This is a genomic window from Pseudomonas sp. Irchel s3f10 (assembly GCF_900187515.1).
GTDB classification, from domain to species: Bacteria; Pseudomonadota; Gammaproteobacteria; order Pseudomonadales; family Pseudomonadaceae; genus Aquipseudomonas; species Aquipseudomonas tensinigenes.
On record NZ_FYDZ01000005.1, the window covers coordinates 37,795 to 58,535 of the forward strand.

The 20,741-nt window shown below is 61.3% G+C and carries 17 protein-coding genes; 11 read left to right on the forward strand and 6 right to left on the reverse strand.

From position 1 onward, the window contains the following. Positions 1-28 precede the first annotated feature (28 nt). Positions 29-460: a helix-turn-helix domain-containing protein gene (locus CKW17_RS13165; protein WP_095120144.1), complete on the reverse strand. Its 432-nt coding sequence runs from the start codon at positions 458-460 to the stop codon at positions 29-31. A 248-nt stretch (positions 461-708) separates the two neighbouring features. On the opposite strand from CKW17_RS13165, the gene CKW17_RS13170 reads away from it, so the two are divergent. The 7 genes from CKW17_RS13170 to ycaC all read left to right on the forward strand — a co-directional run bounded on the left by CKW17_RS13170 (position 709) and on the right by ycaC (position 7,371). Next, a complete protein-coding gene (locus tag CKW17_RS13170; protein ID WP_095120145.1) occupies positions 709-1,692 on the forward strand; it encodes an MBL fold metallo-hydrolase in 984 nt (327 codons plus the stop codon). A 54-nt stretch (positions 1,693-1,746) separates the two neighbouring features. Further along, complete coding sequence (locus CKW17_RS13175) at positions 1,747-2,670, forward strand: LysR family transcriptional regulator (protein ID WP_095120146.1); 924 nt, start codon at positions 1,747-1,749, stop codon at positions 2,668-2,670. Between the two features lie 515 nt (positions 2,671-3,185). Further along, a complete protein-coding gene (locus CKW17_RS13180; protein WP_095120147.1) occupies positions 3,186-3,545 on the forward strand; it encodes a DUF6124 family protein in 360 nt (119 codons plus the stop codon). A 214-nt stretch (positions 3,546-3,759) separates the two neighbouring features. Beyond that, positions 3,760-4,176, forward strand: coding sequence for a DoxX family protein (locus CKW17_RS13190; RefSeq protein ID WP_095120148.1), 417 nt, complete (start codon positions 3,760-3,762; stop codon positions 4,174-4,176). After that, positions 4,169-4,795 carry an antibiotic biosynthesis monooxygenase gene (locus tag CKW17_RS13195; RefSeq protein ID WP_095120149.1) on the forward strand — a complete coding sequence of 209 codons (627 nt, stop codon included), beginning with the start codon at positions 4,169-4,171 and terminating at the stop codon, positions 4,793-4,795. The genes CKW17_RS13190 and CKW17_RS13195 overlap by 8 nt, the downstream gene beginning before the upstream one ends. A gap of 43 nt (positions 4,796-4,838) precedes the next feature. Continuing rightward, on the forward strand, positions 4,839-6,677 hold the full coding sequence (locus tag CKW17_RS13200) for an amidohydrolase (RefSeq protein WP_095120150.1): 1,839 nt from the start codon (positions 4,839-4,841) through the stop codon (positions 6,675-6,677). Positions 6,678-6,747: 70 nt separating this feature from the next. Beyond that, positions 6,748-7,371 carry an isochorismate family cysteine hydrolase YcaC gene (gene ycaC / locus CKW17_RS13205; RefSeq protein WP_007913541.1) on the forward strand — a complete coding sequence of 208 codons (624 nt, stop codon included), beginning with the start codon at positions 6,748-6,750 and terminating at the stop codon, positions 7,369-7,371. A gap of 206 nt (positions 7,372-7,577) precedes the next feature. Here ycaC and CKW17_RS13210 read toward each other — a convergent pair whose 3' ends face one another. Together CKW17_RS13210 and CKW17_RS13215 are read right to left on the reverse strand one after the other, a co-directional pair. Beyond that, positions 7,578-9,005 carry a mechanosensitive ion channel family protein gene (locus CKW17_RS13210; protein WP_095120151.1) on the reverse strand — a complete coding sequence of 476 codons (1,428 nt, stop codon included), beginning with the start codon at positions 9,003-9,005 and terminating at the stop codon, positions 7,578-7,580. A gap of 108 nt (positions 9,006-9,113) precedes the next feature. Next, on the reverse strand, positions 9,114-10,133 hold the full coding sequence (locus CKW17_RS13215) for an alpha/beta hydrolase (protein ID WP_095120152.1): 1,020 nt from the start codon (positions 10,131-10,133) through the stop codon (positions 9,114-9,116). On the opposite strand from CKW17_RS13215, the gene CKW17_RS30370 reads away from it, so the two are divergent. Next, positions 10,132-10,293 (forward strand): hypothetical protein, encoded by a 162-nt coding sequence (locus CKW17_RS30370; RefSeq protein WP_176470070.1) that lies wholly within the window; start codon positions 10,132-10,134, stop codon positions 10,291-10,293. The genes CKW17_RS13215 and CKW17_RS30370 overlap by 2 nt on opposite strands. 72 nt (positions 10,294-10,365) lie before the next feature. Further along, the gene (locus CKW17_RS13220; RefSeq protein ID WP_095120153.1) at positions 10,366-11,265 is read left to right on the forward strand and encodes a LysR family transcriptional regulator; all 900 of its coding nucleotides are present in this window, start codon (positions 10,366-10,368) and stop codon (positions 11,263-11,265) included. 279 nt (positions 11,266-11,544) lie between these two features. Here the strand turns inward: CKW17_RS13220 and CKW17_RS13225 are convergent, their stop codons facing one another. The 3 genes from CKW17_RS13225 to gspG form a co-directional block, all read right to left on the reverse strand. Then, a complete protein-coding gene (locus CKW17_RS13225) occupies positions 11,545-12,048 on the reverse strand; it encodes a hypothetical protein (RefSeq protein ID WP_095120154.1) in 504 nt (167 codons plus the stop codon). 75 nt (positions 12,049-12,123) lie between these two features. Next, entirely contained in the window at positions 12,124-13,311 is a 1,188-nt protein-coding gene (locus CKW17_RS13230) for a type II secretion system F family protein (RefSeq protein ID WP_095120155.1), read from the reverse strand. Between the two features lie 14 nt (positions 13,312-13,325). After that, a complete protein-coding gene (gspG, locus tag CKW17_RS13235; protein ID WP_095120156.1) occupies positions 13,326-13,754 on the reverse strand; it encodes a type II secretion system major pseudopilin GspG in 429 nt (142 codons plus the stop codon). A 205-nt stretch (positions 13,755-13,959) separates the two neighbouring features. Between gspG and CKW17_RS13240 the strand changes: the two genes are divergently transcribed. Next, positions 13,960-14,568: a lytic transglycosylase domain-containing protein gene (locus CKW17_RS13240; RefSeq protein ID WP_095120157.1), complete on the forward strand. Its 609-nt coding sequence runs from the start codon at positions 13,960-13,962 to the stop codon at positions 14,566-14,568. Between the two features lie 200 nt (positions 14,569-14,768). After that, the gene (gene mnxG / locus CKW17_RS13245; RefSeq protein ID WP_095120158.1) at positions 14,769-20,603 is read left to right on the forward strand and encodes a manganese-oxidizing multicopper oxidase MnxG; all 5,835 of its coding nucleotides are present in this window, start codon (positions 14,769-14,771) and stop codon (positions 20,601-20,603) included. Positions 20,604-20,741 lie beyond the last annotated feature (138 nt).

Consider the following 20,741-nt stretch of genomic DNA (forward strand, 5'->3'; position numbering starts at 1 on the left):
TTGAGCGTCAGTGCAACGGGTGTCGCGATCAAAACACGGCGGGTTGTGAACGGTGGACTTTGGGTTCGCGCATGATCTGGCAGCGCCAGGCAAACGGATTGATGCCTTCGCTACGAGTGAACATATGGCAGAAATGCGCCTGATCGCAGAACCCGCACTCCAGGCTGATTTGCGTCAGGCTCAAGTCAGTGTGGCGGATCAACAGCTTGGCTCGGGCCAGGCGCTGGGTGCGAATCCAGTCCTGCGGCGATAATCCGGTGCTGCATTTGAAGGCGCGGGAAAAATGGCTGCGTGACAGTGAACAGGCGCGGGCCAGTTCGGCGACCTCGAGGCTTTCGCCCAGACGTTCGAGGATCAGTTGTTTGACCTGTCGTTCACGTTGCGGACTGAGTCCGCCGACCCCGGTCTTGCGTGGTTCGTTGGCAGGGGCGAGGGCGACGCTGTGCTGTAAGTGAGCCATGGCCAAAGTCCGTGTCGATGGGGAATGCACGGTCGGCGCATCCCCTCAGGTCAAAAAAACAACGCTGCGCAGAGGGTTTCATTGTTGGCCGAGGGCGGGAGGCTGACGAGTTAATCGTTGTTAATTCCAGCGCATTGACCTGAACTCAGCACATCCCTGCAAGTCTGCGCCCCGCGGTTTGCGGCACGATGACTGCAAGCGTGGCGAACCGATGGGGCGTCGCAATCGGCAGGTCCAGGGGGAATCAAATGAAAGGCATCTTTAAAGCAGCGACGGCGCTGACGTGCGCGCTGGTGATTTCCGGTGCCATGGCGCAGGCACCACAGCAGGGCACTCAGGCGCCGGGCTATTTCCGCCTGGCCTTGGGAGATTACGAGGTCACCGCATTGTTCGATGGGTATAACGACCTGTCGCCGAAGCTGTTGCAGGGCATGAGTCAGAGTCAGATCCGCGCGCTGCTGGCACGCCGTTCGATTGAAACCCCGGGTGTCCAGACGGCGTTCAATGCGTTTCTGGTCAATACCGGCAAGCAACTGATTCTGGTCGACAGCGGCGCCGGACAATGCATTGGCGCCACCGCCGGGCAGCTCCTGGCGAATATGCGGGCGGCCGGCTACCAGCCAGAGCAGGTCGATACGATCTTGCTGACGCACCTGCACCTTGATCATGTCTGTGGTCTGGTCGATGCACAGAAACAAGCGTTGTTCACGAATGCCACGGTGTACGCCGCCAAAGCTGAAGCGGATTACTGGCTCGACCCGACCGCGCTGGCCAAAGCGCCGGCCGGCGCCAAAGAGTTTTTCAAGATCGCCCAGGACTCCACGGCGGCCTACGTCGCCGCCGGGCGCTTCAAGACGTTCGCCGCTGGCCAGTCGCCGTTGCCGGGAATAGTCGAAGCGACACTGGAAGCTGGACATACGCCGGGCAGCACTACCTACCGTTTCACCTCGCAGAATCAGAGCATCGTTTTCATGGGGGATCTGGTGCATAACCTGGCTGTGCAGTTTGAGCATCCGGAAGTGTCAATCGGCTTTGATGTCAACAGTGCGCAAGCGATCAACGCTCGTCAGGCAGTCTTCAGTGCGGCGGTGGCCAGCAAGACGTGGGTGACGGCGGCGCACCTGCCGTTCCCGGGCATCGGTCACATCACCGCGCAAGGCAAACACTTTCAGTGGGTGCCCGTGGAATACGGTCCGTACAAGCGCGCGGCCAAGGTGCCGTTAATCGAGTAAAGTGCGCAGCGCCCACCCGCAAAAACAGCTGACACCGAAAAGGAAAACATGCCCATGAACCGTAACGATCTGCGTCGCGTCGACATGAACCTGCTGGTGATTTTCGAAGCGCTGATGTTCGAAAAGAACCTGACCCGCGTCGCCGAAAAACTGTTCATGGGGCAACCGGCCGTCAGCGCTGCGTTGGGGCGTTTGCGCGATCTGTTCGACGATCCGCTACTGCTGCGCAACGGTCGCGGCATGGAGCCGACCGCGCGGGCGCTGGCGATTCTCAAGGAGCTGCAACCGGCGATGGACGTCATCTCTGGCGCGGTCAGTCGGGCAAAGGAGTTCGAACCGGCGAGCAGTTGCGATGTTTTTCGCATCGGTTTGTCGGATGACGCCGAGTTTGGTCTGTTCCCGCCGCTTTTACGCCAGCTTCAGCAGGAAGCACCGGGGATTGTCGTGGTCGTGCGCCGCGCCAATTACTTGTTGATGCCGGCACTGTTGGCCTCCGGGGAAATCTCCGTCGGCGTCAGTTACACCACTGAATTGCCGGCCAACGCCAAGCGCAAAAAACTGCGCGACATTCCCTGCAAGGTCCTGCGCGGCGACGACCGTCCGGGGCCGCTGACCCTCGACGAATACTGCGAACGCCCGCACGCGATGGTGTCGTTCTCCGGCGACCTGAGCGGCAATATCGACCTCGACCTGGCCAAGGTCGGCCGTTCGCGCCGCGTGGTGTTGGGCGTGCCGCAATTCAGCGGCTTGCGCGCCTTGCTCGCCGGCACCGAGATGATCGCCACCGTGCCGGATTACGCGGCCTGCGCGCTGGTTGAGGGCTGTGCGTTGCGCGCCGAAGATCCACCGTTCCCGATCGATGCGGCGCAATTGTCGATGGCCTGGAGCGGGGTGCATGACAACGACCCGGCGGAGAAATGGCTGCGCGCGCGGATCAGCCAGTTCATGGCGGCGCCGCTGGATATTCCAGCGGTTTAAATCCCTGCGCCAATCTCACAAACACATCGATCCCCTGTAGGAGTGAGCCTGCTCGCGATGGCGTCGTGTCAGCCAAAATCTATGTCACTGGAATACCACTATCGCGAGCAGGCTCACTCCTACAAGGATCGGGTGTGAACCTCGAGCTGTCGATGGGTTAAACATCGCCGTTTAAGCAACACCCACAGACACTCTTTCAGGCTACGCAACCTTGCGCCTTTGCCTACAGCTACGCCAGAATCCGCCGGCTTGTGCGCTTGTGGTCGGGTCTCTATCGTTTGGTGGTCGCTGAATAGTTCAGCGATCGGGTTTAGCGACTCGGACCAAAAAAAGTGCATCAGCGCTCCATGCTTCGTTGCAGGCTATCGTCTGCACTTCGCTATGGCGGCTGTATGCGGGAGACCTTCGGGTCTACCGGGTTGCCTTTTTACCGGTTCGCTAACCTGCATACGGTCGCCACCCATCCTGTTTAGCGACAGGACGTGGTGATCCCGGCTCTAAAAAGGAGATTCACCATGTTCAAAGTCACGCCCAACCCGCCAGACATCGACCCCACATCCCCCTACGAATCCATCGATTCCCGAAAGCTCCACGAAGCCGCCGACCGCGCCCTCGACCACTACCTCCTGCCACCCGGCTCCACGCCACCTCCACGCAGAACTCGCGGCATGTATGCGGTAACTGCCGACACCAAAAATGAAGAACTGCTGACCGACGCCAGCGAAACACTTGCCTCGGCCAAAACCATCGCCCAGGACGTCGCTCACCTGTTGCCCGCGCCGCAGCGCCGGGCGTTGTTGGGGATTGCGCAGTTGATCATGCTCGGTGAGCTGGCAGTGAATCGGGTGCTGGATAACCTCGAGCCACCGGCCTAAGCACACCCCCTGTGGGAGCGAGCCTGCTCGCGAAAGCGGTGTGTCATTCAAACTATTTATCAACTGACCCGACGCCTTCGCGAGCAGGCTCGCTCCCACAGTGTTCTGCAGTGTTCCAAGAATCCTGGCACGCCGTGGAACTGAGCACACCCATCCAATTTCCTCCCACCCATCCCCGGCATGATTCACCCAATAATTATTCACGGGTGAGTCCATGCACGTTTCTCAACGGGATGAACAGGCACGCGACATCGGTTTGCTGTTCCTGCGGGTCAGCGGCGGGTTGTTTTTGCTGTGGGTCCACGGCTTGCCCAAGCTGCTCGACTTCACCGCGCAACTGCAGCTGATCGAAGACCCGTTCCACCTCGGTTCTCACCTCACCTTGATCCTGGCGATCTTCGCCGAAGTCCTCTGCCCACTACTGATCGTCGCCGGGTTACTGGCGCGATTGGCCTGCGTGCCTATTCTCTTTGTGCTGCTGGTGGCGTTGCTGGTCGTGCATCCGCAATGGAGTGTGGCCGAGGGGCAGTTCGGCTGGTTGCTGCTGATCCTGTTTACCACTGTGTTGATCGCCGGGCCGGGACGGCTGGCGATTTCTGTTCGTTTGCCCGGAGTGTTGCGTTATGCCTGAAGTCCTCAATCCACAGTCACCGGGGGCCGATGAGACGGTCACATTGATCATCAAACACCGGGTCAAGGCCGGTTTCGAGTCGGCGTACGAGGCCTGGCTGCGCAATATCGTCCGTGTGGCGAGCCAGCGTGAAGGCCATCTGGGTGTGGACGTGGTGCGTGGCAAGCGCGGCCGTCTCGACTTCTACACCTGCGTGCTGCGCTTCAGCAGCACCGAAGCGATGCAAGGCTGGCTGGAGTCGCCGCAGCGCCAGGCACTGGTCGCCGAAGCGGCGCCGATGCTGGCTGACGGCGATCAGACTGAAGTCGCGCCGATCAAGGAATTCTGGTTTACCCCACTGGCCGATGCCGCTTCGCCGCCGCCGCGCTGGAAGCAGGCTGTGGTCACGCTGCTGGTGATTCTGCCGCACACCTTGCTCGTGCCGCTGATCTGGGGGCCGCTGCTGGCGCTGCATCCGCTTCTTTCCAACTACGTAGTCGCCACGTTCCTGATCACCCTGACCATCGTTCTGTCGGTGGTGTACGTGGTGATGCCGCCCGTCACCCGTTTGTTTACGCCGTGGCTCGAAGCCAGCCAGGCCCATGAACACCTCGATTCCCAAGAAACCTCGCCACGCTGAGCGCGCGGGGTTTGCTCCTTTTCACTTTGCTTGAGGAACTGCGATGAGCGCCGATCTGATTCTGTTCAATGGCCAATTTCACACCGTCGACCGCACCAAACCACTGGCCAGTGCTGTGGCCATCACCGACGGCCGCTTTGTCGTCGTCGGCAACGACAACCAGGCCATGGCCCTGCGCGGGCCGAACACGCAAGTGGTCGATATGCACGGTCGCTGCGTTATTCCGGGTCTCAACGACTCGCACTTGCACTTGATCCGTGGCGGTTTGAACTACAACCTCGAACTGCGCTGGGAAGGCGTACCGTCGCTGGCCGATGCCCTGCGCATGCTCAAGGACCAGGCCGACCGCACGCCGACCCCGCAATGGGTGCGCGTGGTCGGTGGCTGGAACGAATTCCAGTTCGCTGAAAAACGCATGCCGACCCTGGAAGAAATCAACCAGGCCGCGCCGGATACCCCGGTGTTTATTCTGCACCTGTATGACCGCGCGTTGCTCAACCGCGCCGCGCTGCGCGTCGCCGGCTACACCCGTGACACGCCGAACCCGCCGGGTGGCGAGATCGTCCGTGACAGCAACGGCAACCCGACCGGCATGCTGGTTGCGCGACCGAACGCGATGATCCTGTACTCGACGCTAGCCAAGGGGCCGAAGCTGCCGCTGGAATATCAGGTGAACTCGACCCGTCAGTTCATGCGCGAACTCAATCGCCTCGGCCTGACCAGTGCGATCGATGCCGGCGGTGGTTTCCAGAACTACCCGGACGATTATCAGGTGATCGAGCAACTGGCCAAAGACGACCAGTTGACCGTGCGCATCGCCTACAACCTGTTCACCCAGAAGCCGAAAGAAGAGCTGAGCGATTTCCAGAACTGGACCGGCAGCGTCAAGTTGCATCAGGGCGACGACTTCCTGCGCCACAACGGCGCCGGTGAGATGCTGGTGTTCTCGGCGGCGGACTTTGAAGACTTCCTCGAACCGCGCCCGGATCTGCCGCAAACCATGGAAGAAGAGCTGGAGCCGGTGGTGCGCCACTTGGTCGAGCAGCGCTGGCCGTTCCGCTTGCACGCCACGTACAACGAATCGATCAGCCGCATGCTCGACGTGTTCGAGAAGGTCAATCGCGACATTCCGTTCAACGGTTTGCCTTGGTTTTTCGACCACGCTGAAACCATCACCCCGCAAAACATCGAGCGGGTAAAAGCGCTGGGCGGCGGCATTGCGATTCAGGATCGCATGGCGTTTCAGGGTGAGTACTTCGTTGATCGTTACGGCAAACAAGCCGCCGAGGCGACGCCACCGATCAAACGCATGCTCGCCGAAGGTGTACCGGTCGGCGCCGGCACCGATGCCACGCGCGTTTCCAGTTACAACCCGTGGACCTCGCTGTACTGGATGGTCAGCGGTCGCACCGTCGGCGGTCTGGCCTTGTACGAAGAAGGTCTGCCGCGCACCACCGCACTGGAACTGTTCACCCACGGCAGCGCCTGGTTCTCCTCGGAGCAGGGCAAGAAAGGCCAGATCAAGGTCGGGCAACTGGCGGATCTGGCGGCGCTGAGCGCGGACTTCTTCCATGTCGAGGAAGAAGCGATCAAGTGGATTGAGTCGGTGCTGACCGTGGTCGGCGGCAAGATTGTTTATGCCGCTGGCGACTTCGAAGACCTCGGCCCGCGCTCGATTCCGGTGCTGCCGGACTGGTCGCCAGTGGTGAAGGTGCCGGGCCACTGGCGGCCGAATTCGCCGTTGCAGGCGCAAGTTCACCAATGCAGCGGGCCGTGCGCGGTGCATACGCACAGCCATGAAAAGGCGCGAATGTCGAACGCGCCGGTCAGCGACTTCGCTGGTTTCTGGGGCGCGTTTGGCTGTTCCTGCTTCGCCTTCTGATTTCCCCTAAAGCGCCGGCCATCCGGTCGGCGTTTCACGCTTCATCCATCCGTCCATCAGGAGTTTTCCCATGAGCGTTCCTTACACACGTCTGAACAAAGATGATGCGGTTGTATTGCTGGTCGATCACCAGACCGGTCTGATCTCGCTGGTCCAGGATTTCACTCCGAACGAATTCAAAAACAACGTGCTGGCGCTGGGCGACATCGCCAAGTTCTTCAAGCTGCCGACCATTCTGACCACCAGTTTTGACGCAGGTCCCAACGGCCCGATCGTGCCTGAATTGCGCGAGCAGTTTCCGGATGCGCCGTTCATTCAGCGCCCGGGCCAGATCAATGCCTGGGACAACGAAGATTTCGTCAAAGCGATCAAGGCGACGGGTCGCAAGCAACTGATCATTGCCGGTGTGGTGACTGACGTTTGCGTGGCGTTCCCGACCTTGTCGGCTATTGCTGAAGGTTATGAAGTGTTTGTGGTGACTGACTCGTCGGGCACCTTTAACACTACCGTGCAGCAAGCGGCGTGGGCGCGGATGTCGGCGGCGGGTGCACACCTGCTGAACTGGTTCTCGGTGGCGTGCGAACTGCAGGGTGACTGGCGCAATGATATGGAAGGGTTGGCGCATTTGCTGTCGGAGCGGTTGCCTAACTATCGCAACCTGATCAATAGCTATACCAAGTTCACTGCCAAGTAATCGGCTGATCCTGAAAAGCCCCTCACCCTAGCCCTCTCCCGGAGGGAGAGGGGACTGACCGAGGGGCTCTTTCGAGGTACGCCGACGTGCAATACCGAGCCGAACTCGGGTTCTGAATTGCATGCGGTCTGCTCCCTTTCCCCCTCGCCCCCTTGGGGGAGAGGGCTGGGGTGAGGGGGTAGGCTTTTGATCTTAAAATCTTCGCTTCAACGCTTCTGCAACCACCCCAGAAACCCACCTTTCCTCACCGCCACCGGTTTGCCCATCAACGCGAGGCGACTGTTCTGCTGACGCACCGCCTGCAATTTATTCAACGCCCGACCCACCTCCGTGCGCTGTTCCATGCACTGACGAGTCAGGCTCTTGTCGAGACGATAAATGATGCTCGACGTCAACGCCGTGAACGTCGCCTGCGACGGTGTATCCGCCAGAATGCTCTGTTCACCCATGACCTCACTCGGCCCCATTCGCCCGGCCTCGACCTTGCTGTCGCCGTCCACCACGGTCGCGCTGACCACCCCAGTGGCAATCACGAACAGACTGTCCGGCACCTCGTCCAGATCCAGCACCACCTGGCCTGCGGTGTATTGCTGCGCAACCATCGATTCCGCCAGACGATCACGTTCCTCACTGCTCAGCGAGCGGAAGATTTTCACCTCATCGAGCAACGCGCGGGCGCGGGTCGAGGGTTCGATCACACCATCCGGATGCCGCGAAATACCCGCTGCTTCGAGATGCCTGTGGGCGAGGTCGAACAGTTGATTGCGTACTTCGCTTTTCTTGCCGAGCTCGGCGATGAACCCGCTGGCGACGTATTCCGACATGGTTTCACCGGCCTCTTTCAACACGGCTTTCGGCGCTGGTGTCAGCAGCAGCGAGCTACTGCCCTGCAAGGTGCGATCAAGTGCATCCAGTACCCGGCGCGGACGGATGTGATTCGGCACCTGAATGCTGATCGACACGCCGTGCATGTTGTTCGGACGGCTGAGGTTGACGATCTTCGCCTTGGCCGCCACCGAGTTCGGCACCACGGCCATGGTTCCGGCGCTGGTCAGCAGGTGCGTGGCGCGCCAGTCGATGTCGAATACCTTGCCTTCGACGCCGTCGATCACCACGAAATCATCCACCTGATACGGTTTGGTGGTGTTGAGCACGATCCCGGAAAACACATCGGCCAAGGTGCTTTGCAGCGCCAGACCGACAACGATTGCCACCACACCCGAGGTTGCCAGCAGGCCTTTTACTGGCAGCTCCAGCACGTAACCGGCCGCGGCGACCGTTGCGACCAGAAACACCAAGGCGCCGATCACGTCTTGCAGCAAACGACCGCTGTGGCCGATGCGACGCATCAGCGCCAGGCCGATGACTTCGGTCAGCACCCGCGCCGCGTACAGCCACCAGAGAATCCCCAACGCCGTCGCACCCAATTGCGCCACGCGGTCATCGGTAAATTGTGGTGCTTGCAACGGACTGACGCCGGCGTTGATCACCAGCGCCGTGAACGCCAGAAACAGCACCAGCCGCACAGCGACTCTCGGAGCGCGATGGGTGAAGGGCGAGAAGTGCCAGAGCACGGCGTCGAGCAGCAGAAGGGCGGCGCTCCAGGACAGCAGGTGGGTGTAGAAAAATGTCATGACCTTGGCTCCGTGGTGTCTGCAAGTGAAAAGATCGCAGCCTGCGGCAGCTCCTACAGGAGAACGTATTCCAATGTAGGAGCTGCCGAAGGCTGCGATCTTTTGCCGTTATGGATTCAGATGGGTTTTCAGTTCAGCCGCTGCCTGACGCACTGCCGCTTTCACTTCCGGAATCTGACTCAGCGGATTGAGCAAACCGAAGTCATGAATCATCCCGTTGTAACGCACCGAGGTCACCGCTACACCGGCCGCATCCAGGTGCCGCGCATAACCTTCGCCTTCGTCACGCAGCACGTCGAATTCGGCGGTCTGCACCAGTGCGGCGGGCAGGCCTTTGAGCTGTTCTGCGCTGGCATTCAGCGGCGAGGCGTGGATCTGCGCACGTTCGGCCGGGTTGGTGGTGTAGTTGTCCCAGAACCACTGCATCATGCCTTTGGTGAGGAAGTGGCCCTCGGCAAATTGCTGATACGAACCGTCGTCGAACTGCGCGTTGGTCACCGGCCACATCAGCAACTGGAAGCGCAGCGCCGGGGCTTTCTGTTCCTTGGCCATCAACGCGACGACCGCCGCCATGTTGCCGCCGACGCTGTTACCCGCTACTGCCAGACGCTTGCCGTCGACACCGATGTCCTTGCCGTGCTCGGCTACCCATTTGGTCGCGGCGTAGGCCTGGTTGATTGCGGTCGGGTACTGCGCTTCCGGCGAAGGCGTGTAATCGACGTACACCGCGACGGCGCCAGAGCCCACCACCAAGTCGCGAATCAGGCGTTGGTGCGTCGGGAAATCACCGAGCACCCAGCCGCCACCGTGGAAGAACATGAACACCGGCAACTCGCCTTTGACCTTGGCCGGACGCACCACTTTCAGGTTGATCGTCTGGCCATCGACCTTGATCGCCTTGTCGCTGACTTCAACACCGGACAAGTCCACTTTCACCGAAGACTGTGCGCCGGTCAGTACTGCACGGGCGTCTTTCGGGCTCAGTTGCTCAAGGGGTTTGCCACCACCGGCGGCGAGGGCATTGAGGAAGGCTTGGGTGTTGTGCTCGACGCCGCTGCTTTCAGCGGCGAAGGCATTGCCGATGGACAGGGCGAGGAGGGAAGCGGTGAGGGTTTTCTTGATGTTCATGTTCAATTCCATTTTTGAGTGTTTATGCGTTCGTGTAGGAGCTGCCGAAGGCTGCGATCTTTTGCTGTTTTTGCCTTTTTCCAGCATCACCGCAGATCAAGATCAAAAGATCGCAGACTTCGGCAGCTCCTACCTGTTCAGGGTTGTTTTCAAACCGTGAGCACAGATTAATGAGCTGCTTGAAAGTGAAAAAGCGGCTATAAAGCGTTTAACTGTCCACCAGAGAGTGACAATGAACCCGTTCGAAGACATGCGTATTTTTTGCCAGGTCATGGACTCCGGCAGCTTCACCTCAGCGGCCGATCAGTTGGGTCTGTCCAAGCAGTTCGTCAGTCGGCGCTTGATGCAACTGGAAGAGCGCCTCGGCGTGCGGTTGTTGAATCGCTCCACCCGGCGTCTGGACGTGACGCCGCTGGGGCAGAGTTACTACGAATCGGCATTGCGCCTGCTCGGCGAAGTCGAACAGGTGGAGCAGGGCATCGCCGGGCAAACCGCCGAGCCACGCGGGACGATTCGCTTGAGTGCGCCGCTGTCGTTTGCGGTGGCGCATCTGGGCTGTCTGTTGCCACTGTTCTTGCAGCGCTATCGGGAGGTCACGGTGGAAGTGGACTTGAGTGATCGCCCGGTGGATTTGCTCGGTGAGGGCTACGATCTGGCGCTGCGCATTGGCGTGCTGGAAGACTCGACACTGATTGCCCGACGCATCGCGTCGATCGAACGGGTGTACTGCGCCAGCCCGGCGTATCTGGCCGAACGTGGCACGCCCCTCGAGCCGGAAGACCTGCATAGCCATGACTGTTTGCCGTACGGGCATAGTCGTTCGGTGCAGTGGCGCTTCAACGCGGGGCAGGGCAAGCCTGTGTTGGTCAATGTCACCGGGCGCATGCGCGTGAACAACGGCGAGTTGCTCAGGGATGCGGCGGTGCAGGGGATGGGGATTACCTATCTGCCGACGTTCATCGTTGGCGCGGCGTTAAAGGATGGCCGGCTGGTGCCAGTGCTGGATGATTTGCGTCCGGAACCGCTGACGTTATCGGCGGTGTATCCGCAGCATCGTCAGGCTTCAAGGCCGGTGCAGGCGCTGGTCGAATTTTTGCGCGAACGCCTGAACGAGAGCCACGTCGCCCTCTGAGCTGCGCAATGGTTTTCAAACACCATAAAATCCTTGTGGGAGCGAGCTTGCTCGCGAAAGCGGACTGTCAGTTGAAGCATCATCGACTGACTCACCGCATTCGCGAGCAAGCTCGCTCCCACATTGGATTTATGGTTGTCTGCGGAATCTGCGTACACCACAAATCCTTGTAGGAGTGAGCCTGCTCGCGATAGCGGTCATTCAGACACTGACGTTGTGACAGACAGAACGCCATCGCGAGCAGGCTCACTCCTACAGAGGTTGCGGTGGGGTTAATGATCAGTTGGCGCGCTTGTCATCGCCCGGCTCGCCGCCGACATGTACGCCACGATCATCCCCCGGTTCGCCTGCCCGGTGCACGCCGTGATCATCGCCTGGTTCGGCGTGGGTGCCGCTGCGTCCTGAGGAAGCGGAGTTGCCGGCGTGTCCGGAGCCCTGCCCGCCGCCGCTGTGACCACTGCCGCCGTCACCGTGGCCACTTCCGCCATTGCCACTTCCGCCATTGCCACTGCCGCCGTGTCCACCACCATTGCCGCCACCGCCACCGCCACCGCCACCGCCACTTCCGCCGCCTCCACCACTACCACCATGCCCGCCGCCATTTCCTCCACCGTTACCGCCGCCCCCTCCGCCATGTCCACCGCCGCCACTCCCTCCACCACCACTGCCACCTTCCTTGGCCTGAACACTGGAAATGCCGGAAAGGCTATCCGGAATCAGCACCGTAGACGCTGACAGAACTGCGCCGATGGCCATTGCGAGCACGAGCTTTTTAATGTGCATATCGTTCTCCGTCTTTGTGGTTTTGTTTGGGAACGTAGAAGTGCGTTGTTGCCGGGATCGGACCCGTTCCCGGAGTCAGTTAATACTCGAAGCCAGTTCGAAAATCGGGATGTACATCAGGATCACGATGGCCCCGATCAGCAGGCCGATAAACGTCATCAGCAGCGGTTCGAACAACTTCACGAACCACTCCAGCCAACGGCTGATTTCCTCGTCGTAGAAGTCGGCGCTGCGTTCCATCATCTGCCCGAGGTTGCCGGACTGTTCGCCCGCGCGCAGCAGGCGCAGGGACACCGGCGTCACCAGGTGATTGAGTTCCAGCGCGGTAGACAATGATTGCCCCTCGCGCACGCGCTCGCAGGCCTGATCGAGCCGCACCCGCGACGCCACGGTGAGCAAGCCGCGCACCATGCCCATGGCGGTCACCAGCGGAATCCCGCCCTGCAGCAAGATTCCCAATGAGCGATAAAACCGCGCCAGCTCATACATGAAAATCCGTTGATGCACGGCCGGCAGTTTCTCCACCAGTCGATCCAGACCACGGCGAAACGCCGGTTGCTTTTGCAGCACGGCGAGGGCGATGACAATCGCCGCCAACCCAGCGAAGAATTCAGCCTGATGCGCATGCAAAAACATGCCACTGCTCATCAACACCTGCGACAGCCACGGCAGGTTATCGCCCAAGCCTTCAAACACCAGACTGAAACGCGGCACCACATAACCCATCAAGAACAGCACCACGCCACCGCCGACTATCAGCAACAGCATCGGGTAGATCGAGGCGCTGATGATCTTCTGCCGCACCTCGTCCATGCGCTGGCGATAACTGACGTAACGGCCCAGCGCATCGCCGACCGCACCGGTCTTCTCGCTGGACTGCACCAGCGCCACGTACAACGGCGGGAACACCGCCGACAACTGGCCCAGCGCCTGCGAAAACGATTTGCCCTCGTACAGCAGGCGCACCAGCTCACTCAAGGTTTTCCGGGCAGCGGGGGCGGTTTCTTTTTCGGCGAGGCTTTCCAGCGCATCGATCAACGGTAGGCCGGCGTTGAGCAGCGTGGTCAGTTCCTGGCTGAACAACACCAGATTGAACGTCTCACGCTGGCGCAGTCGTAGCGAGCGCCAATGCTTGTCGGCGTGCGAGCTGAGCACACGTAAACCTTGATCCTCGGCAATGCGCCGCGCCTCGCTGTCGCCCGGCGCTTCCACGCTCAAGGACACCACCCCAGCCTTGCCGACCGCTTTCACATGAAATCGCATGGGCCGCGCTCCGCTCACTGCCAATTGGTCACTTCGGCGTTTTCACCTTCGCCGCCGGGCTGGCCGTCCTTGCCCATCGACAGCAGGTCGTACTCGCTGTTTTCGCCGGGATAGCGGTAGGCGTAATTACGCCCCCACGGGTCCTGCGGCAGTTTTTTCTGCAAGTACGGGCCGGTCCATTTCGCCTCGTCACTCGGCGCGATGACCAAGGCTTGCAAGCCCTGTTCGGTGGACGGGTAGTGGCCGACTTCCAGCCGATAGATATCCAGCGCTTTGCTCAGCCCTTCGATCTGCGCCTTGGCGACTTTCACCTCGGAGCGACCGAGTTGGGCGAAGTATTTCGGCGCGACGATCCCGGCCAACAGGCCAAGCACCACCAGCACCACGAGCAATTCGAGCAGGGTAAAACCGCGTTGGCCACGCGGACGAAATTGCAGCTTCATGATGACCTCCCGTGAGTGGCAGCCGTGTCGCCAGAAGGGCTTATGCAATTGCCATGCTCAGCCCCACTGAAAATCACTGGATTGGCTGAAACCCTTGTAATCAGGGCATCTCCAGAGTCGGCACAGTGCTTGCGTATGGCTCAAACGTGATCGGCCATTGGGGCATTTCCCCCAATTTATCGGGGTCGATCCGGGGAGGCCCGACATGAAATTCCTTGCCAGCGGATTGCTCGGTTGTGTGCTGCTCAGCGGTGCTGCGCAGGCCGATGTGTTCATCTCGGTGGACGCCAAGGGCAGCTATGTACTGTCCAACGTTCACCGACCCGGACGCACCTACGAACGGGTGATCCGCGAGGCTGAAGCCTCGGTGGTCAGCCTCGATCAACAGCCGCAAATGATCGCTAACCAGCCCTACGCGGAACTGGTCTCGGCGGCAGCCAAGGTCAATCAACTACCCGAAGCGCTGCTGCATGCAGTAATCAACGCCGAGTCGCATTACAACCCCGGCGCCACGTCCCCCAAAGGCGCCGGCGGGCTGATGCAGTTGATGCCCGACACCGCACGCGAGCTGGGCGTGACCGACGTCTACGACCCCAAGGCCAACATCCAGGGTGGGGCCAAATACCTCAAGCGCCTGATGACCCTGTTCGACAACGACATTGCCCTCGCCGTGGCGGCCTACAACGCCGGGCCGGACGCGGTGCTCAGCCGTGGCCGGGTGATTCCGCCGTTCGCCGAAACCCAACGTTATGTACCGAATGTGTTGCGTCAGTACCGGCGTTTGCAGGGCTTGGCGATGGATGCGCCGTTGTGACCCCAACCCGGTTTTCCCCACTTTCGGGGTAAACCGTGGAGGCCCGGAAAGTGGGGAAAACGGGTGGGGAATATCCCCCGGATTCTCAAGTGGCCGCAGTAACTGATTGAACGCTAATACAATTTTTTGTGGCACGCGGATTGCTCCGAGGCATTTGTCGAGAAGTGTTCCCAAGAGCACCCACTACGAGGTTACTGATCATGGCTGGCTTTCCTCACGCTCCGTCCCTGATTAACTGGCTGCTGATTCTGGCCTCGATGCTCAGCGTCGAGCTGGCCGGCGCGGCCGTACGTTGCGAGCGCAACCTGGTGGCCAACGTCGTCGCCTTCGATCAACCGCTGATGTTCAACCGCCTCGGTGCACAGAACATCAACGGCATGATGTTCGCCCTGCGCCGCGATGTGGTCGATGAACATGAGCAGTCGCTGGCTTACGGCGGCGCCGCAGTGCCAGGCAAAGTCTCGTTGCGCCCGGACAAGCGTCCACGGCCGCTGGTGCTGCGCGTGGCTGCCGGCGATTGCCTGACGATCAATCTGCAGAACCTGCTCGACTATCAGGCCAACCCGAACAAGCACTTTGAAAACGAGGGCGAAGAGGAGGGGGCGGAGAACACCAACGGCGCCGAAGACTTCAAAGTCGATGAGCAGGTGGCGGATCGTCACGTCGGTTTCCAGGTCAACGGCCTGCAAGCGGTGAACAGCATTGATGACATTTCTTCGTTCACCGGGCGTAACGCCAACACCCTGGTGCCGCCCGGCGCGAGCCGTTCCTACACCTTGTTCGCCGAACGTGAAGGCGCGTTTGCCGTGAGCAGCCGTGGCGCAACGTTTGGCGGCGAGGGCGCGGCCGGTAACGTCGCCAATGGCTTGTTCGGCCAGGTCGTCGTCCTGCCCAAGGGTGGCCGCAGCTATCGCAATACCCTCACCGAAGAAGAAATGCGCCTGGCCACGACTGGCCGCGCACCCACCGGCCAACCGATCGTTGATTACCAGGCGCGCTACCCACAGCGCGAACCGTGGTTGCGTGAAGGCAAGGCCGGCACGCCGATCATCGGCATGGTCGATGGCAATGAAATCATTTCCAGCGAAAGCGATGCGATTGTCATGGGCAGCAACGCCGACGGCAGCTTCCCATCCAGCACCTATCCGCTGGAATCGGTCGGCAAACGCAACCCGGCAATCCCCAACCGCCTCGAAGCGTTCCGCGACTTTGCCTCGCAATTCCAGGACGAAACCGCCGCCACCCAAGCGTTCCCTGCGTACTGGGCTGATCCGGTGATGGCCCACGTGCTGGAGCCGACCCGCGACTCGTTCATGATCAACTACGGCTCCGGCGGCATGGGCGCCGAAGTGGTCGCCAACCGCCTGGGCGTGGGGCCAATGCACGACTGCCTGTCGTGTGCCTATGAAGAGTTTTTCCTCAGTTCGCACACGGTTGGTGATGTGGCAATGCTGGTGGATGTGCCGGCCAACACCGGGCTTGAGAACATCACCCCGGGCCAGATACCCCGAGCCGATCAGATCGGCGTGAAAGCCACCATGGCCCTGTATCCGTCGGAGCCGTCGAACGTCAACCACAGCTACATCGGCGACTTCGTCAAATTCCGCAATACCCACAATGGCCATGAGCAGCACATCTTCCACCTGCACGGCCATCAGTGGCTGTTCAACCCCAACGACGACAATTCCGATTACGTCGACGCCCAGGGCATCGGCCCGGGCGCCGGTTACACCTATGAAATCGCCAACGGTGGTTCGGGCAACCGCAACCGCGTGGCCGGCGATGCGATCTATCACTGCCATTTCTACCCGCACTTCGCCCAGGGCATGTGGGCCATGTGGCGGGTGCACGATGTGTTCGAAGAAGGCACTCGACTCGATGTTTCGCAGCAGGGCGCCGACGGCTACCACAGCGAACCGTTTGCCTTGCGCAGCGGTAAACCGGCGGCCGGCGCACGCGCCTTGCCTGACGGCGAAATCGTCGCCGGCACACCGATTCCGGCGATCGTGCCGCTGCCGGGCAAAGCCATGGCACCGATGCCGGGCAAAGTGGTGGTGGTGCCGAAAATCGGTGAAACCCTGATCGCCGGCAATGATGACGACGATGACGAAGAAGAGGGCGATGATGACGGCGAGCACCATGGAGGCAATGCCGGTGGTCAAGCCATCGGCTCACTGGCGCTGGTCGATCGCAGCGAAGCCAACCGCAATGCCGACGGCAGCCTGAAAAACCCTGGCTACCCATTCTGGATCGGTGGCATGGAAAGTTCGGTCGGCCAGCGTCCGCCAACTCCACCGCTGGACATGCTCGACGCTGCCACGGCGCAATCGCTCAAGGCCAGCGGCAAAGCGCTGTGGGCCAACCTTGACCCGGCGCAATCCGGTGGTTGGGATGGCGGCTTGCAGCGGCACGCACTGGATGGCGTCGCGGCCGGTGGCGAAGCGCACACCGTGACCACCTCGCTGGACTTCTCCAAGGAAGTCACCCGCGCCAAACCGATTTACCTGCCGGAAGAAGGCACCGAAGTCGAACAGGCTGCGATGGCCTTCCACGCGAAAAAAGATCACCCAAGCTACGCCTTGCTGCCCGGCAATCAAGTGGTGGCCAAGGCGTTCCGCACCAACGGTGCCTTGCCGATGGCCGGCGCCCCGTACTACGAACCGTGCATGGACGATCGGCAAAAACGCCTGACCGCCAGCGCCGGTAGCGGTGAGTTTGCCAGCGGTGAACGCATCGACGGCATGTCCTTCGTCGGCGCCTCGAGCTTCACCGCCGACCGCCCACGCATCTACAAAGCCGCCAACATCCAGTTCGACGCGGTGTACAACAAGGTCGGTTACCACTTCCCGCAGGCGCGCATTCTGGCGCTGTGGGAAGACGCCTGGCCGGTGATCACCAAGCAGCGTCCGCCTGAGCCGCTGGTGATGCGCATGAACACTTTCGATTGCGTGCAGTACCAGCAAACCAACCTGGTGCCGGCCACCTATGAGATGGATGACTATCAGGTGCGCACGCCGACCGATGTGATCGGTCAGCACATCCACTTGCCGAAGTGGGATCTGACCTCGGCGGACGGCTCGTCCAACGGCTGGAACTACGAGGACGGCGTGCTCTCGCCCGGCGCCGTGCAGGAGCGCATTCACGCGATCCGCGAGTTTAACCAGTGCGCTGGTACCGACCCGCGCGACGGCACTCAGGCCTGCCCGAAAGCCAAGAACCATCCGTTCTTCGGCCAATACGGGCGCGCCGATTGGCTCGGTGCGCGCACGGCGATGCAGCGCTGGTTCGTCGATCCGGTAGTCAACGCGAAAGGCGTCGATCGCGGCCTCGGCACCATCTTCACTCATGACCACTTAGGCCCATCGACGCACCAGCAGATTGGTCTGTACGCCACCGTTCTTGCAGAGCCGGCCGGTTCCACCTGGTTCCACGCCGAAACCGGCGAGCCTTTGTACAGCGGCGCGCGTCAGGACGGCGGGCCGACGTCGTGGCAAGCAGTGATCAACACCGGGGACCTCGATGGCGACGGCAAGAACGACAGCTTCCGCGAGTTCTTCCTCGAGTACAGCGACTTCCAGCACGCCTATGAAGCTGGCGTCTACGTCGGTGCCGGCCCTAACGGTGTGCCGAATGCGCAGGCGTTCCCGGCCACCGCCGACAGCTTCCGCTACGCGATCAATCCGCCAGTGCGTAACAACGCCAGCAACCTGCTTGAGGGTGTGCTGGAAGTGCAGGGCGGTCAGGTCCCGGGCTGCCCGAGCCGGCCATGTCCGCAGGCGATTTCGGTGGATGATCCGGGCATGTTCGTCGTCAACTATCGCAACGAACCGCTGGCCCTGCGCGTGTACGACCCGAACAAGGTTGGCCCGGACGGCAAGCGTGGCATGCAGGCCGACGGCCTCGGTGGCGATTTGTCATTCGCCATGCAAAGCCGCACCGACCGCGCAATTCCGGCGATGAACCTAGCGCCGAATCTGCTCACCTCGGCGACCGGCCCAACCGGCGGCACCACGCTGTTCCCGCCACACATCAACAAGGGCGGCGCCGAACCGGGAGACCCGTTCACGCCGATGCTGCGCACCTATACCGGCGACAACGTGCGGCTGCGGGTGCATGCCGGCGGCCATGAAGAAGAGCACAACGTCACCCTGCACGGTGTGAAATGGCTGCAGAGCGGTTCCGGTTTCGGCAACAGCTCCAACTCCGGCTGGCGCGCGTCGCAAATGATCGGCATCTCCGAGCAGATGGGCTTCATTGCGCCGGTGTCGATGCTCTCCAGTTCGGCGGCGACCACGGGCGATTATCTGTACTCGATGGACGCTTCGATCGAAGGCTACTGGAGCGGTATCTGGGGCGTGATGCGCAACTACACCGCCAAACGCGCCGACCTGTTCGCTATCCCTAATAACCCAAGCCCGGCGGGCATGCGCAACACTGTGGCGTTCGAGGGCAGTTGCCCGCGCTATGGCGCCAACCCTAACGGCATTGGCACTCGGCCAACCGTGCAGCGCAACTATGAAGTGGTTGCGGCGCTGGCCAATGACATCCTCGGCAATACGCTGGGCCTGACCATCGGCGATCCCGAAGGTCTTGGCCAGCATGTCGGCGGGCCGCTGAATCCAGCGGGCGGCACCCTGGTGCTGAACTCGCGCACGGTGAGCATTCCACAAGTCACTGTGACCGATCCGGAGGATGGCGAAACCATCACCATCGGCGGGCAGAGCGGGCCGCTGCATGATCCGACCGCGATTCTGTATGTGCGCAAATCCGATCTCGATCCGGTCAGCGGCAAGCTCAAACCCGGTATTCCGGTCGAGCCGTTGGTGCTGCGTGCGGCGGCAGGGGACTGCCTCAACATCACCCTGGAAAACCGTCTGCCGAGCGTGATGCCTGACTTGACCCAGACTGCCGTGATGCAAGGCATGGTCAAACGTGATCGCAACAGCGGTCTGGGCTCGACCACCTTCAGCAACAACCTGATGCGGCCATCCAGCCACGTCGGCCTGCACGCGCAGTTGCTGGCGTACGACATCACCAAATCCGACGGCGCCAACGTTGGCGCCAACCCGATCCAGACCGTGCCACCGCGTGTCGGCAACAGCGGCGCGTACCCGACCCGTACCTATCAGTACTACGCCGGGCACCTGGAGCGTGAAGGCAAACCGGTGACTCAACTGGGCCGCAGCGTCGACAACATCAACGCCACGGCGGTGGAGTTCGGCGGCTTGAACATCACCCCGGCGGACGTGATCAAGCAGCCGCAAAAAGGTCTTGGCGGGGCGATGAGCATCCTGCCGATCGGCGCGACCTGGGTTGACGATGCGCGCAAGGTCAACGCCACGGTCACCGCGCCTGGGCAGACCAGCTACCGCGATTTCGCGATGGTCTGGCACAAGGCGTTGAACACCCGTTGGGCCAATGGCCGGCCGGTGGAAGGGATTGCCGCTGAAGGCTTCGGCGTGCCGACCGATCCGCAGGACAACTCGAGCATGGCGATCAACTATAAGACCGAGCCGCTGTGGTATCGCTTCGGCCTCGCCCCGGATGCACCGTTCGGTCATGCCGATGGCGCGGGTTATGGCGACATGGTCAACGCGCACATGGCTTACAGCAATGCGCTGGTCGGCGGTGATCCGCAGACGCCGGTGTTGTATGCCAAACCGGGGCAACCGTTGCGTACGCATATTTTGATGCCGAGCGGTGGCAGTCGTGGCACCACGTTCCAACTCGACGGGCATGTCTGGTCGGTGAACCCGTTCCAGGCCGAGAAGAGCGATGTCGGTGGTTATCCGATGGGCACGCCGGGCGTGGGCTCGGTGCGCTTCGGCTACAACCCGATGTCGATGTACATCGGCGCCCATGAAAGCATCCTGCCGGCTGCGCACTTCAGCTTCATGATCCCGAGTGCTGGTGGCAGTAATGCGATCCCGGGGGATTATCTGTTCCGCGACTACGGCGCCTACGGCAACACCTCCGGGTTATGGGGCTTGCTGCGTGTGACCAACGAACCGGAACCGGCGCCGCAGGGGCAGTAGCAGAACGGCAATGTCCCGGTGGATGCAAATCCCCTGTAGGAGTGAGCCTGCTCGCGATTGGGGCTACTCGGTTTCGGATGGTGAGGCAGATGACGCCATCGCGAGCAGGCTCACTCCCACAGGGTCGGTGTTTTGTCA

Coding starts and splice junctions, on each gene's coding strand:
- CKW17_RS13165 (WP_095120144.1), bottom strand. CDS start 460: ATGGCTCACTTACAGCACAGCGTCGCCCTCGCCCCTGCCAACGAACCA.
- CKW17_RS13170 (WP_095120145.1), top strand. CDS start 709: ATGAAAGGCATCTTTAAAGCAGCGACGGCGCTGACGTGCGCGCTGGTG.
- CKW17_RS13175 (WP_095120146.1), top strand. CDS start 1,747: ATGAACCGTAACGATCTGCGTCGCGTCGACATGAACCTGCTGGTGATT.
- CKW17_RS13180 (WP_095120147.1), top strand. CDS start 3,186: ATGTTCAAAGTCACGCCCAACCCGCCAGACATCGACCCCACATCCCCC.
- CKW17_RS13190 (WP_095120148.1), top strand. CDS start 3,760: ATGCACGTTTCTCAACGGGATGAACAGGCACGCGACATCGGTTTGCTG.
- CKW17_RS13195 (WP_095120149.1), top strand. CDS start 4,169: ATGCCTGAAGTCCTCAATCCACAGTCACCGGGGGCCGATGAGACGGTC.
- CKW17_RS13200 (WP_095120150.1), top strand. CDS start 4,839: ATGAGCGCCGATCTGATTCTGTTCAATGGCCAATTTCACACCGTCGAC.
- ycaC (WP_007913541.1), top strand. CDS start 6,748: ATGAGCGTTCCTTACACACGTCTGAACAAAGATGATGCGGTTGTATTG.
- CKW17_RS13210 (WP_095120151.1), bottom strand. CDS start 9,005: ATGACATTTTTCTACACCCACCTGCTGTCCTGGAGCGCCGCCCTTCTG.
- CKW17_RS30370 (WP_176470070.1), top strand. CDS start 10,132: ATGTTCAATTCCATTTTTGAGTGTTTATGCGTTCGTGTAGGAGCTGCC.
- CKW17_RS13215 (WP_095120152.1), bottom strand. CDS start 10,133: ATGAACATCAAGAAAACCCTCACCGCTTCCCTCCTCGCCCTGTCCATC.
- CKW17_RS13220 (WP_095120153.1), top strand. CDS start 10,366: ATGAACCCGTTCGAAGACATGCGTATTTTTTGCCAGGTCATGGACTCC.
- CKW17_RS13225 (WP_095120154.1), bottom strand. CDS start 12,048: ATGCACATTAAAAAGCTCGTGCTCGCAATGGCCATCGGCGCAGTTCTG.
- CKW17_RS13230 (WP_095120155.1), bottom strand. CDS start 13,311: ATGCGATTTCATGTGAAAGCGGTCGGCAAGGCTGGGGTGGTGTCCTTG.
- gspG (WP_095120156.1), bottom strand. CDS start 13,754: ATGAAGCTGCAATTTCGTCCGCGTGGCCAACGCGGTTTTACCCTGCTC.
- CKW17_RS13240 (WP_095120157.1), top strand. CDS start 13,960: ATGAAATTCCTTGCCAGCGGATTGCTCGGTTGTGTGCTGCTCAGCGGT.
- mnxG (WP_095120158.1), top strand. CDS start 14,769: ATGGCTGGCTTTCCTCACGCTCCGTCCCTGATTAACTGGCTGCTGATT.